The following is a 15,148-nucleotide window of genomic DNA, read 5'->3' on the forward strand; positions in this document are numbered from 1 at the left end:
GGCTTTTACAGGCCGGCGGTCACCGCCGCAATGCGCGCCGCATGGATCTTCTCGCCGACCTTCGGGCCGCTCAGCCCGGCGGCCTGGGCGTCGGCGGCAATGGTGTGGGTGGCGACAGCCTGCGCCCGCTGCAGGGCCTGGGCCAGCCGGTCCGCCTGCGGGTACGGGGTGTCGTGCAGCCCCAGGCGGCCGCGGGCGTCGCATTCGCAGGCCAGCAGGATGTCGGCAAAGCGCTCCGGCTTGCGGAACGCGTCGCAGCGCTCCAGCAGGCGCACGATGGCGGCCGCATTCAGGGAGGCGCTTCGGTGGATGTTGCCGTGCTCGCGGGTCACCACCTGTGCCAGCTCGTGGCACTCCACGGGCACCCGCAGGCGCTGGCACAGGGGCTTGAGCAGGCGCACGCCACGCTCTTCATGGCCGATGTGGCGGGGCAGCATGTCGGCGGGCGTGTTGCCCTTGCCCAGGTCGTGTGCCAGGCAGGCAAAGCGCACCGGCAGCGGGGCGCCCAGGCGGGCGGCCATGTCCAGCACCAGCATCAGGTGGGTGCCGGTGTCCACCTCGGGGTGGTGTTCCTCGCTCTGGGGAACGCCCCACAGGGCGTCCACCTCGGGCAGCAGCCGCACCAGCGCGCCGCAGTCGCGCAGCACGGCGAACATGCGCGAGGGCTGCGCCTCCATCAGGCCGCGGGCCAGTTCCTGCCAGACCCGCTCGGCCACCAGGTGGTCCACCTCGCCGTGGCGCACCATGTCGCGCATCAGCTCCAGGGTCTCCGGGGCCACCGTGAAATCGGTGAAGCGGGCGGCGAAGCGGGCCAGCCGCAGGATGCGCACCGGGTCTTCCCGAAAGGCGTCGGTGACATGGCGCAGCACCTTGTCGGCAATGTCCCGGTGGCCGCCAAACGGGTCCACCAGGGCGCCGGTGGTTTGCCATTTTTCGGGGTCAAACACGCCATTCGTGGCCGTGGAATCTGCGTGGACAGCTATGGAATTGATAGTAAGGTCGCGCCGGGCCAGGTCTTCTTCCAGCGTGACGCTGGGCTCGGAGTGGATGGCGAAGCCGCGGTAGCCGGGCGCGGTCTTGCGCTCGGTGCGGGCCAGTGCGTACTCTTCCTTGGTCTGGGGGTGCAGGAACACGGGAAAGTCCCGGCCCACCGGCACAAAGCCCTGGTCCACCAGCGCCTGGGGCGTGGCGCCCACCACCACCCAGTCGTGGTCCTGCATGGGCAGGCCCATCAGGGCATCGCGCACCGCACCGCCAACCAGGTAGGTTTCCATGTCCGTCAGGTTACCGGAAATGCGGCGCTCAGGGCCGCAGGCGGTAGGGCTCTTCGAACTCCCGGAAATCGTGTTCGGCCAGGGCGGCGTCCATCCAGGCCTGCACGCCGGGCAGGGCGCAGACGCGGGCGATGTAGGCGGCAATGGGTTCGGGCACCGGCAGCCCATAGCTGCGGATGCGCATGCACACCGGCGCAAAGAAGGCGTCGGCGATGGTGAAGGCCCCAAACAGCAGGGGTCCGCCATGCGTTTGCAGCAGGGCGCTCCACATGGTCACCAGGCGCTGCACGTCGGCCCGCACGGCGGGCTTGTCGCGCCAGATCAGGGCGCCGGTGTCGGCCAGCTGGGCTTCGATGTTCATGGGGCAGTTGCCGCGCAGGGCGGTAAAGCCGCTGTGCATCTCGGCGCAGATGCTGCGAGCCCGCGCCCGGGCGGTGCGCTCTGCGGGCCACAGTTTCTTGTCGGGATGCTGCTCGGCCAGGTACTCGGCAATGGCCAGCGTGTCCCAGATGGCCAGGTCGCCGTCGACCAGCACCGGCACCTTGCCGGTGGGGGTGACGTCGTGCAGGGTTTTCTTGAAGGTGGAGTCGGCGTCGAAGGAGTCAAAGCGCACCGGCACCTCGGTGAAGGCAATGCCGGCCTGCTTGAGCAGCACCCAGGGACGCATGGACCAGGACGAGTAGTTCTTGTTGCCGATGTAGAGCGTGTACATAAAACCTTCTTGCAGAGTCGGTGGGTGTGGAAATCCGGCGGCGGGGCCTCAGGGCAGGTCGTCCATGGCGGGCGCCGCCGCGCTGGCGTCACGCGGGCCCACCGTGCCCAGGCGGGCCTTGAGCGATTGCGGCTGGCCCGTGATCAGCGCGGCGTAGTTGGTGGTGTTGGACAGCACCTTCTTCACGTAGTCGCGGGTTTCGTTGAAGGGCACGTTCTCGGCCCAGATGGCGGCCTCCAGAACGGGGTCTCCGGTCTGCCCGCGCCAAGTGCGCGGCCGGTTGGGGCCGGCGTTGTAGGCAGCAGCGGCCATGGGCATGGAGCCGCCAAAGTTGTCCAGCACCAGCTTTAGGTAGCCGGTACCGATGGCGATGTTGGTGTCGCGGTCGGTGATCTGGTGCGACTGGAAATCGGTCAGGCCGATTTTCTTGGCGGTCCAGCGCGCCGTGGCGGGCATGACCTGCATCAGGCCGGAGGCGCCCACGCCGGAGCGGGCATCGGTGATGAAGCGGCTTTCCTGGCGGATCAGCCCGTACACGTAGGCCGGGTCCAGCCCGATCTGTTTGGCACGGGCGATCACCGCCGCCTTGTGGGGCATGGGAAAGCGCTGCTCCAGGTCGATGACGCCCTTGGTGCGCTCGCTGGTGTTGATGCAGCGGTCCCAGACCTCGTTGTGGCAGGCCAGATCGGCGGCGGCGAGCAGGGCGCGGTCATCCATGCCGCCGCGCACATGCAGGTTGGTGCTGTAGTTCCATTCGCGCACCCCCTCGGAACGCAGCCCGATGCGGATGGCGTACAGGGCGCGGTTCAGCCCCGGGTTGTGGCTGGCGGCGTCTTTTTCCTCGGGGGTGGGGGCGGCAGGACGGGGGGGCGCGCTGATGCGCTGGCCCAGCTCCTCCAGTGCCAGCTGCTCATAGAAGCCGCGCACGCCGGCAATGCTTTCCAGCAAGCGCAGGGCCTGCGTCCGCGAGCCCTCGGTGGTCGATTGCTGCAACAGCGCGCGGGCCCGCCAGTAGACCCAGGTGGGCTCGCTGCGCTGGGGCTCGCCCATGGCGGAGATGGCGCTTTGCACTTGGTCCCAGCGGCCGGCGCGCAGGGCCGCACGGGCTTGCCAGGCCAGGTGGTCCTCATTCAGGTAGGCGGTCTGCGCCCGGGCAAAGTAGGCCGGCGCGTCGGGCAGGAGTTTCTGGGCCGCGCGCTTGCCGATGACGCCCCAGATCCAGCTGCGCTCCTCCTGGGTCAGCTGGGTTTTCCAGCGCAGCTTGTCGATCTCGGCCGCCGCGTCGGCGGGCTCCAGGTAGGCCTGGCGGATCAGGGCCAGGGACACCAGCTCCCGCGTCTTGGGCTGGATGGCGGTGAGCTTGTCGTTGAGGTACTTGCCCGGGTTCAGGTAGATGGCGGTAACGGTCTTGACCGAGCCGGGGCTGACCAGCCCCACGGCCTGGGTGGCCACGCGCAGGCGGTCGTTTTCCATGCCCAGGCGGGCGCGTTGCCAGACCATCTGCGCTGACGTGGTGTGGTCCTTGAGCAACTGTTCGGCGGCGCTGGCGCAGCCTTCGTCGGCGTCCTTCAGGGGCAGCCAGGCGTCCTTGACCTGCGCGGTGTTGTCCACGCCGCTGCTCAGGTGCTCGGCCAGCAGCGCGTAGCACTGCACCGAGCGGTTGTCGTTCATGCGGTACAGCGGGTATTCGCGGTTGAAGCTGGTCCAGTCGCGGTTCTTGCCCAGCTGCAGCAGCCATTCGGTGCGCAGGCGGTCTTCCTGGTAGGTGCCGCGGTAGCGGGCGAAAAAGTCCTGGACTTCGGCGTTGCTGGCTTCGTCCAGCCGGGCGGACAATTCCCAGTACGCTGCCCAGGGCTCCAGAACGTGGCCGCGTGCCTGCGGCAGCAGGGTGCTCAGGCGCTTGCGGTCGCGCCCCTTGTAGGCTTGCGCCATGTCCAGAAGGGTCTCGTCGGCACGGGTGGTGTCCCGTCCCTGCGCATGTGCGGGGACGAGCGCGGGCGACATCAGGGCGCCCAGCAGGGCTATCGATGTCAGAATGGCTGAAAACTGCATGTGGAGATTATGGACAACTCGGATGAATCCAAAACGGCGGCCAAGAAAGCCCTTCGCAAGGCACTCCTTGATCAACGCCTGAACCTGCCCGATCGCCTACAGCGGGCCGATTTGTTACAACGGGTCATGCGCATCTGGCTGGTGGGCCGACCCGACACGGTCATTGGCGCCTACTGGCCCATCAAGGGCGAGTTCGACCCCCTGCCGGCCCTGCACCGCTGGAAGGAAGACGGCGAGCTACTGGACCAGCCGCAGCTGCGCCGCATCGGCCTGCCGGTGGTCGACAAGGAGCACAAGACCATGATCTTCCATGCCTGGTACCCCGGCTGCCCCATGGAAGAAGACGCCTACGGCATTCCCAAGCCCAAGGACACCGAGGTGATTGTTCCCACCCTGCTGTTTGCGCCCTGCGTGGGCTACGGGCCCGGCGGCTACCGGCTGGGCTACGGCGGGGGCTTCTACGACCGCATGCTGGCTACCCTGGAGCCCAAGCCCTTTACCGTGGGGCTGGGCTTTGGCGTGGGCTTCGTGCCCGACTTCGAGCCCGAACCCCACGACATGCCGCTGGACGCCATCCTCAACGACTACGGGGTGGTGTGGCCGGTGTAAGTGGCGCGGCGGCCTCGCCCAGCGTGCGCCGGGTGGTGTCGGCCTGCTGGCGCAGCCATTCGCAAAAGGCCCTGATCTCCGGCCGCTGGATGCTGCGCGGCCCGATGATGAGCCAGTAGGCCAGGGGCGACTCCAGCCGGGTTCCGGGCAGCACCTCCACCAAGTCGCCGCTGGCCAGGCTGTCGGCAATCAGCGGCATGCGCGCCAGCGCCACGCCCTGGCCCGTCAGGGCGGCTTGGGCAATCTGGTGGGCGTAGTTGAAATACAGCCAGCGCTTGGGCTCGAAGCGCTTGAGCCCCTGGGCGTCCAGCCAGCGTTGCCAGGTCAGCCACTCCATGTGCTGGCTGCGGTAGGCGTCACCGGCTTCCACCAATGCAAACTGGGTCAGGTCCTGCGCCTTGCGCAGGCGCGGGCCGCTCTTGAGCAGCCACGGGCTGGCCACCGGCGTGAGCTGCTCGCCAAACAGGCGCTCGGCCTGGGCCGGCATGTGGCTGGGGCTGGCGTAGCGCAGGGCCAGGTCCACATCCGAGGTTTCCAGGTCCACCGAGGTGTCGGTGGCGTCGATGCGGATGTCGATGTCGGGGTGCTCGCGCTGGAAGGACTCCAGCCGCGGAATGAGCCACATCGACGCAAACGACGCCCAGGTGCTGATGGACACGCTCTTGCGCCCCGCGCCCTGGCGGATCAGCCGCACCGCGCTGTCGATGCGCTCCAGCGAAGGCGTCACCGCCCGCAGCAGCTGGATGCCCGCGCCGGTCAGCTCCACGGCACGGGTGTGGCGCAAAAACAGGGGCACGCCAATTTCAGTCTCCAGCGCCTGGATCTGCCGGCTGACGGCCGACTGGGTGAGCGCCAGATCGTCGGCGGCGGCGCGGAAGTTCAGGTGCCGGGCCACCGCCTGGAAAGCGCGCAGGTGGCCGGCCGCAACGGTGCGGGAGCGCAGGGGGGCGGATGAGAGCAGCATGGGTATTGATTCGATTAATGCATCAATAGCGTAACGCCTTTTCATTGGACTGCCAAACGCCATGGCGCGATCATTTGCTGCCAGATTGATGTTTTTATCAATCGCTTGTCTTCACCAGGAGAACACCATGGCTGTCCCGTCCGCACTGCAATCGCAACACTTTTCGGCTGTCCCGGTCGGCGCGGACGGAGCGGTCAACTGGCGCCTGGACGCGGGGCGTGCCCTGACCCTGCAGCCGCGCGACGCGGCGGAGCTGCGGGTGACACAGGGGCGCATCTGGGCCACGCTGGACGGTCCCCACACGGGAGCGGCCAACGCATCTGGCGACCTCGTGCTGCAACCCGGCCAGCGGCTGGCGCTGCGCCCGGGGCAGCGGGTGGTGATCGAGTCCTGGGACCCTGTGGCGCAAGGGCCGGCCGGTTTCGTGTGGCAGACCCAGCCGGCGCGCCTGCCGCTGAGCGTGCACAGCGGCTCACGCTGGCAGCTGGCGGTGGCGCAACCCCTGCGGGACCTGCGCCGGGGGCTGCAGCAGGTGGCCCTTGCGTGCGGACACCTGCTGGGCGGCGTGGTCGGCCTGCAATTCCGTCAGCCCTGAGCCGGGCGTCGGGTTTTGGGGGTGGGCTTGCGCCGGGGCTTGGCGGCGTGGGCCTGCAAGGCCGCTTGCAGGGCCAGGCGCGCCCAGGGCGCCATGGCGTGGGCCGAGTCCATGGCGTCGTCCGGGGCGCTGTAGTAGTTCATGCTGCGCAGCACCGGTTCCCCGTCCTTGGTGGACGCGTAGGTGAAGCGCTCGCAACCGGCCGCCTCCCATTGGGGGCGGGTGGCGTCGCTGGCCTTGAGCCACAGTTTTTCCCCGCTTCCCAGGTCGGCAATGAGGGCGACGGACAGACCGTCGGTGCTGATGCCCCAGCCGCCGAACATGCGTTTGGCCACGCAGGGGCCCAGGCTGGCCAGCAGTTCGCAGCAGTAGTGGGCAAAGTCGGAGTGGGGGGTGGCCATGGGGTGTCAGCGGGGGGTGCCCAGCGCCCGGGCGTCGTCGGCATAGGCGCGCAGCGTTTCGATCAGCTTGGCGCGCTGGCGTTCGGTGGCGCTGTTGTGCAGGGTGGCCAGGGCGGCGCAGTTGGCGGCGTCCTGCTGGTCGCGGTAGGGGCGGTAGGCCGGGTCGGGTGAATGCAAGGTGCGCTCCAGCAGGGCCCGGATGTCGGCCTGGGCGCGCGCAGTCGCCGGCGGGGTGCCGGTCAGGCCGCGCAGCGTCTGCAGCGTGTCCTGCTGGCGCAGCAGCCGTTCGCGGTACTGGACGGCGGGGTCGTACCCGGACTGGCGGATCACGGCCGTGATGGCGTTGCGCTGGGCGGGCTCCAGGGTGCCGTAAAACGACTCGGCGCGCTCCACCAGCTGTTTCACCCGTTGCTCCAGGCGCTCGGCGGGGGTGCCGTCCATCCACTCGTCGCGCCATTCCCGGTTGCGCTTGTCGTATTCCCGGGCCAGGTGGTCCAGCTGGGTCTTCTGCAGGCTGGGGGCGATGGCCGCCAGGGCCGGGACCAGATGCCACACGGGCGCCTCGGCCCGCTCGCGCAGGCTGGCGTACACGGCGCACAGCTGCGCGGCCGTTACCGGCCGGGCGGCGTCGCCCTGCAGGCGGTCGAACTGCTGCGCCAGCAGGGGGAGTTCCTGCTGCCGGTGCCAGTCGAGGGTGGCATCGAGGTCGGCACGCAGGCGGTCACCCTGGGCGCTGTCAAAATCGAAATACCGGTCCAGCCACCAGTAGGCCATGTGGGGCGCGTTGTTGTAGCCCAGGCGCACTGCGCTGCAGCCGCCCAGCGACAGGGCAAGCAGCAGCACGCCGATAATGGACCCCCATCGGAGCAGACGACGCAGACCGGAACGCATCAAGAGGGACATGCAAGTGACATCGACGACACACACAACACAGGCCGCAGGCACAGGAGCCGCGGTGGACGTGGTCATTATGGCGGCGGGCAAGGGAACGCGCATGAAGAGCCGCCTGCCCAAGGTGCTGCATCCGCTGGCGGGCCGGCCCCTGCTGCGCCACGTGCTGGACACCGCCAGTGCCCTGCAGGCGCGCAAGGCGGTGGTCATCACCGGCCACGGCGCTATGGAAGTGGAAGCAGCCTGCGCAGGTAACACGGGCGCTGCAGCCTCATTGATCCTGAATTTCGTGCGCCAGGAACCGCAGCTGGGAACCGGCCACGCGGTGCAGCAGGCGGTGCCGGTGCTGGCCGACGACGGCGTGGTGGTGGTGCTCTCGGGCGACGTGCCGCTGACCCAAATCGACACCCTGCGCGCTCTGGTGCAAGCCAGCGGCGGCGACCGGCTGGCCCTGCTGACAATTGACTTTGCCGACCCCACCGGCTACGGCCGCATCGTGCGCGAAGGCGGCCCGCAAGGCGCCGTGCGCGCCATTGCCGAGCAGAAAGACGCCACGCCCGAGCAGCGCGCCATCCGCGAGGTGTACAGCGGCATCATGGCTGCACCGGCTAGCCTGCTCAAGGGCTGGCTGGCCCGCCTGGACAACCGCAATGCCCAGGGCGAGTACTACCTGACCGACGTGGTGAAACTGGCCGTGGCCGACGGCGTGCCGGTGGTGGCGCACAAGATTGACGACGCCGTGCAGGTGGCCGGCGTCAACAGCCCCGTGCAGCTGGCCGAGCTGGAGCGGGCCTACCAGCGGCGCGTGGCCTTGCAACTGATGGAGCAGGGCGTGCGCCTGGCCGACCCGGCGCGGCTGGACGTGCGCGGCGAGTTGCAGTGCGCGCAGGACGTGGCCATCGACGTGAACTGCGTGTTTGAAGGCCGTGTGACCCTGGGCGAGGGCGTGCAGATCGGGGCCAACTGTGTGATCGCCAACGCCGTCATCGAGGCCGGCGCGGTGATCCACCCCTTTACCCATATCGACGGCGAGAAGTTGGGAGTGACCGTAGGCGCCGGCGCGCTGATTGGCCCGTTTGCCCGCCTGCGCCCGGGTGCGCAGCTGGGGGCCGAGGTGCACATCGGCAACTTTGTGGAGGTGAAGAACTCCACCCTGGCCAAGGGCGCCAAGGCCAACCACCTGGCCTACCTGGGGGATGCCACCGTGGGCGAGCGCGTGAACTACGGCGCCGGCAGCATCACCGCCAACTACGACGGCGCCAACAAGCACCGCACCGTGATCGAGGCCGACGTGCACGTGGGCAGCAACTGCGTGCTGGTGGCACCGGTAACCATTGGCGCCGGCGGCACCATTGGCGGGGGCTCCACCATCACCAAGGACACGCCGGCCGGCGCGCTGAGCGTGGCACGCGGCAAGCAGGTGAGCATTGCCAACTGGGCGCGGCCCCAGAAGGCGCCCAAGGCCTGAGCGGAGGAACGGACCATGGCCGACGCACCGCAGGACCGCATTGCCGCGCTGGAGGCCGAGCTGGCCGCGCTGCGCGCCGAGATGCAGGAGTTCACCTACACCGTGTCGCACGACCTGCGCGCGCCCCTGCGCCACATCGTCTCCTACGCCCAGCTGGTGCAGGAAGACGCCGGACCGCAGCTGGGCACGGAGGTGCCGGGCTTCCTGGCCACCATTACCGATTCGGCTCGCCACATGGGCATGCTGCTCGACGGCCTGGTGGCCCTGTCCCGCCTGGGCACGGTGCCGGTGGCCGTGACGGCCGTGCCGCTGCAGGCGCTGGTGCAGGATGTGGCGGCGCAACTGAACGAGCGCAACCCCGGGCGCAACATCGACTGGCGCATTGCCGGCGATTTGCCCACGGTGCAGGCCGATGCCGCGCTGCTGCGCCAGGCGCTGGAGCACGTGCTGGGCAACGCCGTCAAGTTCACCGCCCCGCGCGAGCAGGCGGTGGTGGAGATCACGGCCCCGCCCGGCGGGGGCAACGGCATGCGGACCCTGCAGGTGCGCGACAACGGCGTGGGCTACAACCCGGCCATGCAGGCCAAGCTGTTTCAGGTGTTTGGCCGGCTGCACAGCGCCAAGCAGTTTGAGGGTATCGGCCTGGGGTTGGCCATGACGCGCAAGATTGCGCAGCGCCTGGAGGGCACGGTCAGCGCGCAGGGCGTGCTGGACGGCGGGTGCTGCGTCACCCTGTGCTTGCCGGTGGCGCCGGCGGTCTAGCTATTGAAACCATAGCTATTCACGCAGTACCTATAGGGGTTTCGGGTTAAAAATTGTCGTAATTTCTAGCGCAATGGCAGTTCGGCGCCAAACTTGCTGCGCTTGATGCTGAAGAAGGCCTTCACGTTGCGCACGTTGGCGTCGCTGGTGAACAGCCGCTGCGCCAGCGCCTGGTAGGCCGGCATGTCCGGGGTGTGCACCACCAGCACAAAGTCGGGTCCGGGGGACACGCGGTAGCACTGCTGCACGGCGCTGTCCTGCGCCACGCGGGCTTCCAGGGCGTCCAGCGCAGCGGCATCCTGGCGGTCCAGCGTGATTTCCACAATCGCCGTCAGCCCATGGCCCAGCGTGGCGGCCATGCGCTCGGGGTTGAGGATGGCCACCTGCCGTTCGATCAGCCCGGCTTCGCGCAGGCGCTTGACGCGGCGCAGGCAGGTGGGCGGCGAGGTGTGCACGCGCGCGGCCAGCTCCTGGTTGCTCAGGCTGGCGTCGCGCTGGAGCTGCGCCAGCAGCTGCTGGTCAATGGCGTCTAGTGCTGTTGGTTCCATTTATCAGTGTTAAATGAATTTAAATTTCTTGTATGAATGATTGTGAAATTTTCGTTCATATCGAGCGCAATTTCAATCAGTTATTTTTTGTCAGGCCCTCTACGATGCAGCCATTCGTTTGATTGGGAGTCTGTCTATGTGTGGCATCGTCGGCGCGGTATCGACCCGCAACATTGTTCCTGTGCTGGTGCAGGGGCTGGAGCGTCTGGAATACCGGGGTTACGACTCCTGCGGTGTGGCGGTGTACGCCCACGGGGCAGATGCCGCGCATTCCGGCCTGCGCCGCGCGCGCAGCACGGCCCGGGTGGCCGAGCTGGCCGCGCAGGTGGCACCCGGGGGCGAGTCGGGCGGGTTGGAAGGCATGCTGGGCATTGCCCACACCCGCTGGGCCACCCACGGCGCGCCCTCGGTCAGCAATGCCCACCCCCATTTCAGCCACGGTAGCGGGGTAGATGCGCACCAGCGGCCTGGCCGCATTGCGCTGGTACACAACGGCATCATCGAAAACCACGACGAACTGCGCGTGGCGCTCAAGGCCAAGGGCTACAGCTTTGTCAGCCAGACCGATACCGAAGTCATCGCCCACCTGGTCGACAGCCTGTACAACGGCGACCTGTTCGAAGCCGTGCAGGCCGCCGTCGGCCAGCTGCACGGGGCGTACGCCATTGCCGTGTTCTGCAAGGACGAACCGCACCGCCTGATTGGCGCGCGCCAGGGCTCGCCCTTGATTTTGGGCGTGGGCAAAGACGGGCAAGAGCACTTTCTGGCCAGCGACGCCATGGCCCTGGCCGGCGTGACCGACCAGATCGTCTACCTGGACGAAGGCGACATGGTGGACCTGCAGCTGGGCAAGTACTGGCTGCTGGACAAGGCGCGCAAGCCGGTTGCGCCGGCGCAGCGCCCGGTCAAGACGGTGGTGGCGCACAGCGGTGCGGCCGAGTTGGGCCCCTACCGCCACTACATGCAGAAGGAAATCTTTGAGCAGCCGCGGGCCATTGCCGACACGCTGGAAGGCGTGGAGGGCATCGTGCCCGAGCTGTTCGACCTGCAGATGAACCACGCCCCCGGCGCCAACGCGCACCAGGTGTTTGGCGAGATCGACAACGTCCTCATCCTGGCCTGCGGCACCAGCTACTACAGCGGCTGCACCGCCAAATACTGGCTGGAGAGCATTGCCCAGGTGCCCACGCAGGTAGAAGTGGCCAGCGAGTACCGCTACCGCGACTCGGTTCCCAACCCCAAGACCCTGGTGGTCACCATCACCCAGTCGGGCGAAACCGCCGACACCCTGGCCGCCCTGCGCCACGCCCAAAGCCTGGGCATGAAGCACACGCTGACCATCTGCAACGTGGCCACCAGCGTCATGGTGCGCGAGTGCAGCCTGGCCTACGTGACCCGCGCCGGCGTCGAGATTGGCGTGGCCTCCACCAAAGCCTTCACCACCCAGCTGGCCGGCCTGTTCCTGCTGACCCTGGCGCTGGCGCAGGCCAAGGGCCGGCTGAGCGCGCAGGACGAGCAGGAACACATCAAGGCCATGCGCCACCTGCCCGCCGCCCTGCAGGCCGTGCTGGCGCTGGAGCCGCAGCTCATTGCCTGGGCCGAAGACTTCGCCAAGAAGGAAAACGCGCTCTTCCTGGGACGCGGCCTGCACTACCCCATTGCGCTGGAAGGCGCGCTCAAGCTCAAGGAAATCACCTACATCCACGCCGAAGCCTATGCCGCCGGCGAACTCAAGCACGGCCCGCTGGCGCTGGTGACCAGCGAGATGCCCGTGGTGGCCGTGGCGCCCAACGACGCGCTGCTGGAAAAGCTCAAGAGCAACCTGCATGAGGTGCGCGCGCGCGGCGGCGTGCTGTACGTGCTGGCCGACTCCGACACCCGCATCGAAAGCGGTGACGGCATGCACGTGATCCGCATGCCGGAGCACTACGGCGCCCTGTCACCCCTGCTGCACGTTGTGCCCCTGCAGTTGCTGGCGTATCACACAGCGTGTGCGCGCGGGACCGATGTGGACAAGCCGCGCAACCTAGCCAAGAGCGTGACGGTGGAGTAGGCCGGTGTCTTTGGCATGACGCTTATGTGCGCTAAAAACATAGTTATTTACCGAAAAATAGAGTCTTTTACTGGGTAAAAGGGTTGTTTACCGGGACGCTGGGTTCCTTTTTTGGTTGCGAGGAGCCGGTAGACGTGGTCAAACCTTCAAAAGGAAATTGACCTCCGTTTTTGTTGGAGGGGGCCTGCCCCCTCCGTCCCTCAGTGAGAGTCGGTATCCTGAACTCCTCGATAGAGTCGGAGCGTAAGTTGACCTTCGCAGACATCATTCTCGACTTTGCCAAGTCGCTGTCAGGCTTCCTTATGACGGGCTCGAACCTACGTCGGGCGCGGAACCAGGACATTGGCAGCCTTTTAGAGCGCACAGGAATGTGTCTGGCAACGATATGGGCGGAATTGGATGCTGGGAAGGAGCCGACTGCGGAATGCCACGAGCTGTTGTTGTACTCTCAGCTCGTACCCCGCCAATTGCGGAAGGCATCAGGCTTTTGGGCCAGAAAGGGTGCTGCTTCCCTGAGTGGCTACCTTGATACTGCGGTTGATGCCCCAAGCCGCGCCGTTTTCAACCTTCAGCGGAAAAATGACCTCTGCGGCCTCGTTTTGCCCCAGCAATACCTCGATGCGGCGCCTTCCACGCCAGAGGCAGAGATGAAAAAAATAGCGGAAGCGAGTGGCCTTTTCATTGCCGCTGCCACGCTCGTACGGTCCGGGGCGGGGCTGAAGGTCAAGATTTGACTATGAGTAAATCAGCCTCAAACAAATTGCCTGCGCTTGCTGGTAATGGGTGCTTGGGTTCTGACGACGTGAATCGCCAACTTCCAGACGTACTTGAGCAGTATCTAATTTATTTTCCTGGTGAAGCGGGGCGATTTGGACAGTTGCACGCACACTTGCGCGGGGGACAAAATTTACTGAGCCGGTCCAATATGAATGGTCATGTGACGACCAGTGCAACGGTGCTCAATGCAGCTGGCACTAAAGTGCTGTTCATTTTTCACAAGTTTTTCCGATTGTGGCTTCCACCAGGTGGCCACTACGAACCGCCTAGCTCGCTTTGGGGTTCTGCGGAGCGGGAAGTCCGCGAAGAAACAGGCCTTGCCGTTGTAACACCGCATCCTTGGACCGCGAGACGGCTCATACCTGTCGATATTGATTCCCACGAAATTGCAGCCAACCCTGAAAAAAACGAGGGCTCGCACCTTCACCACGATTTCAGGTTCCTGGGCATCGCGTCAGAGGGCGAGGCGCTGACGCCGCAACTGAATGAAGTGTTGGAAGCACGCTGGGTTCCAATGGCGGAATTCCGCAACTCACCGAATTTCCGGGTACGGGCTTTGCATCGAAAGCTGCTTGGCCTGGGGTTGGTTGTGGAATAGTCTGGCGCGCTCCAAGTTGTTGCGCCGGGCGAACTAGCGCCATCCCTTATTGCTCAGACTCTTAAATCGAGCACAATGCGTTACAACACTAAATGCCTCGAATTTTAGAAACACGTGACTAATGGCGAAACAATTTAAGTGGACCAACAAGTCTGTGGTGGATTTTGCCGATGGCGGCGCTCCGGTAGAGATGATGGAGCGAAAAGCGCGGGAGCTTGCATTAAAAGCCATGGATGACGGATGGACCGGGCCTCCTTTTGACCCTCTCATTTTGGCTGAGTCCTTGGGCATGCGCATTGAGGCGCGGGGTGACATTCCGGATGCACGAACAGTGCCCACCGAAGACGGTGGCTTGGTCCTCGAGTACAACCCCATGCGACCCCGGGGGCGCCTTCGTTTTTCGATAGCACACGAGGTTGCCCATTTCCTCTTTCCCGATTGCGGTGATGAAATCCGCAACCGCGGTGTCGACGACAAGAGAACGCCGGACAATTGGCAGCTCGAAGTTCTCTGCAACATTGGTGCAGCAGAACTGCTGATGCCACATGGTAGTTTTTCGCACCTCGCTGAAATGCAGCTTTCCATCGATACGGTGATGGAAATGCGGAAGAAGTTCGACGTTTCTGTTGAGGCGTGCCTCATTCGGATTGTCAAACTATCTCGCGGCTCCTGCGCCGCTTTCGGCGCCTCAAAGCATTTGGACGGTAGATACCGCATTGACTATGTAATCCCGGCCTCTGGGTGGGAGTGCCAAGTCTCCGTAGGTCAAATTCTGCCGGAGTCCTGCGTTGTCGCAGACGCAAATGCCATTGGTTATGTCGCGAAGGGCGATGAGACTTGGAAGGATGGGCTTCCCATCAGGGTGGAATGTGTAGGGCTCGCGCCATATCCTGGAGGGCTTGCTCCGAGAGTGGTCGGGCTGCTTTTGGCTAGAGGACACAGTGACTACTCGGCACCAGCGATAGACGAAGTCAAAGGGGATGTCTTGTTACCACGCGGGTCTGGTGCAAAAATAATCGCTCATGTCATCCCCAACACCCCTAGGGCGTGGGGCGGCGGAGGGGTCGCTGCGCAAGTCCGCAGACGCTACCCTGCAGTTTGGTCAACATTTCAAAGCCAGACTTCCGAGATTGGCAAGGTGCCGCAACTGGGCGAGGTTTATGTCGGCTCAGCTGGTGACGAAGTCACTTTCCTGCACATGGTTGCGCAGCGTGGAATCGGGCCTTCGTCTACTCAACGCCTACAGTATTCGGCCCTAAGCCAATGTCTGAAGGTGGTTCAAGCGATGGCGCTAAAAAGCAAGGCGACGGTTCACATGCCACCAATCGGCACCGGCCACGGCGGCGCATCATGGGACGTGGTCCGAGAACTTATTGTTCAAGAACTTGTTGATGCAGGGGTGCATACCACTGTCTATGACCTGCCCGACCGAAAATAAAGCTGG

Annotated in this window: 15 protein-coding genes; 8 read left to right on the forward strand and 7 right to left on the reverse strand. The window is 65.7% G+C overall.

Annotated elements, in window-relative coordinates; all coding sequences use genetic code 11:
• Window positions 1–5: 5 nt before the first annotated feature.
• The 3 genes from AC1Q5W_RS13430 to AC1Q5W_RS13440 are packed head-to-tail and all read right to left on the reverse strand — an operon-like array spanning window position 6 to window position 4,038.
• Window positions 6–1,274, reverse strand: a complete 1,269-nt coding sequence (locus AC1Q5W_RS13430) for a multifunctional CCA addition/repair protein (protein WP_492645111.1) — start codon at window positions 1,272–1,274, stop codon at window positions 6–8.
• Window positions 1,275–1,302: 28 nt separating this feature from the next.
• Window positions 1,303–1,986, reverse strand: a complete 684-nt coding sequence (locus AC1Q5W_RS13435) for a glutathione S-transferase family protein (protein ID WP_492645112.1) — start codon at window positions 1,984–1,986, stop codon at window positions 1,303–1,305.
• 48 nt (window positions 1,987–2,034) lie between these two features.
• Window positions 2,035–4,038, reverse strand: a complete 2,004-nt coding sequence (locus AC1Q5W_RS13440; RefSeq protein ID WP_492645113.1) for a lytic transglycosylase domain-containing protein — start codon at window positions 4,036–4,038, stop codon at window positions 2,035–2,037.
• Window positions 4,039–4,047: 9 nt separating this feature from the next.
• On the opposite strand from AC1Q5W_RS13440, the gene AC1Q5W_RS13445 reads away from it, so the two are divergent.
• Complete coding sequence (locus AC1Q5W_RS13445) at window positions 4,048–4,647, forward strand: 5-formyltetrahydrofolate cyclo-ligase (protein WP_492645114.1); 600 nt, start codon at window positions 4,048–4,050, stop codon at window positions 4,645–4,647.
• Here the strand turns inward: AC1Q5W_RS13445 and AC1Q5W_RS13450 are convergent.
• Entirely contained in the window at window positions 4,616–5,611 is a 996-nt protein-coding gene (locus AC1Q5W_RS13450; RefSeq protein ID WP_492645115.1) for a LysR substrate-binding domain-containing protein, read from the reverse strand. The two genes, AC1Q5W_RS13445 and AC1Q5W_RS13450, sit on opposite strands and share 32 nt — an antisense overlap.
• A 127-nt stretch (window positions 5,612–5,738) precedes the next feature.
• Between AC1Q5W_RS13450 and AC1Q5W_RS13455 the strand changes: the two genes are divergently transcribed.
• Entirely contained in the window at window positions 5,739–6,206 is a 468-nt protein-coding gene (locus tag AC1Q5W_RS13455; RefSeq protein ID WP_492645116.1) for a DUF2917 domain-containing protein, read from the forward strand.
• On the opposite strand, the gene AC1Q5W_RS13460 is transcribed toward AC1Q5W_RS13455, so the two are convergent.
• Together AC1Q5W_RS13460 and AC1Q5W_RS13465 are read right to left on the reverse strand one after the other, a co-directional pair.
• Window positions 6,197–6,607, reverse strand: coding sequence for a TfoX/Sxy family protein (locus tag AC1Q5W_RS13460; RefSeq protein ID WP_492645117.1), 411 nt, complete (start codon window positions 6,605–6,607; stop codon window positions 6,197–6,199). The genes AC1Q5W_RS13455 and AC1Q5W_RS13460 overlap by 10 nt on opposite strands.
• Window positions 6,608–6,613: 6 nt before the next feature.
• Window positions 6,614–7,510: a DUF6279 family lipoprotein gene (locus tag AC1Q5W_RS13465; protein WP_492704211.1), complete on the reverse strand. Its 897-nt coding sequence runs from the start codon at window positions 7,508–7,510 to the stop codon at window positions 6,614–6,616.
• Between AC1Q5W_RS13465 and glmU the strand changes: the two genes are divergently transcribed.
• Together glmU and AC1Q5W_RS13475 are read left to right on the forward strand one after the other, a co-directional pair.
• The gene (gene glmU, locus AC1Q5W_RS13470; RefSeq protein WP_492645119.1) at window positions 7,509–8,966 is read left to right on the forward strand and encodes a bifunctional UDP-N-acetylglucosamine diphosphorylase/glucosamine-1-phosphate N-acetyltransferase GlmU; all 1,458 of its coding nucleotides are present in this window, start codon (window positions 7,509–7,511) and stop codon (window positions 8,964–8,966) included. The genes AC1Q5W_RS13465 and glmU overlap by 2 nt on opposite strands.
• A gap of 15 nt (window positions 8,967–8,981) precedes the next feature.
• Window positions 8,982–9,728, forward strand: a complete 747-nt coding sequence (locus AC1Q5W_RS13475; protein WP_492645120.1) for a sensor histidine kinase — start codon at window positions 8,982–8,984, stop codon at window positions 9,726–9,728.
• 65 nt (window positions 9,729–9,793) lie between these two features.
• Here the strand turns inward: AC1Q5W_RS13475 and AC1Q5W_RS13480 are convergent, their stop codons facing one another.
• Window positions 9,794–10,276, reverse strand: coding sequence for an Lrp/AsnC family transcriptional regulator (locus AC1Q5W_RS13480; RefSeq protein WP_492645121.1), 483 nt, complete (start codon window positions 10,274–10,276; stop codon window positions 9,794–9,796).
• A gap of 136 nt (window positions 10,277–10,412) precedes the next feature.
• On the opposite strand from AC1Q5W_RS13480, the gene glmS reads away from it, so the two are divergent.
• The 4 genes from glmS (at window position 10,413) to AC1Q5W_RS13500 (ending at window position 15,142) form a co-directional block, all read left to right on the forward strand.
• A complete protein-coding gene (glmS, locus tag AC1Q5W_RS13485) occupies window positions 10,413–12,329 on the forward strand; it encodes a glutamine--fructose-6-phosphate transaminase (isomerizing) (protein WP_492645122.1) in 1,917 nt (638 codons plus the stop codon).
• A 248-nt stretch (window positions 12,330–12,577) separates the two neighbouring features.
• Complete coding sequence (locus AC1Q5W_RS13490) at window positions 12,578–13,063, forward strand: hypothetical protein (protein ID WP_492645123.1); 486 nt, start codon at window positions 12,578–12,580, stop codon at window positions 13,061–13,063.
• A gap of 2 nt (window positions 13,064–13,065) precedes the next feature.
• Complete coding sequence (locus AC1Q5W_RS13495; protein ID WP_492645124.1) at window positions 13,066–13,704, forward strand: NUDIX hydrolase; 639 nt, start codon at window positions 13,066–13,068, stop codon at window positions 13,702–13,704.
• A gap of 121 nt (window positions 13,705–13,825) precedes the next feature.
• Window positions 13,826–15,142, forward strand: coding sequence for an ImmA/IrrE family metallo-endopeptidase (locus tag AC1Q5W_RS13500; RefSeq protein ID WP_492645125.1), 1,317 nt, complete (start codon window positions 13,826–13,828; stop codon window positions 15,140–15,142).
• Window positions 15,143–15,148: the final 6 nt, after the last annotated feature.

Source organism: Rhodoferax sp. MLSD5-FHT05B10, assembly GCF_058793415.1.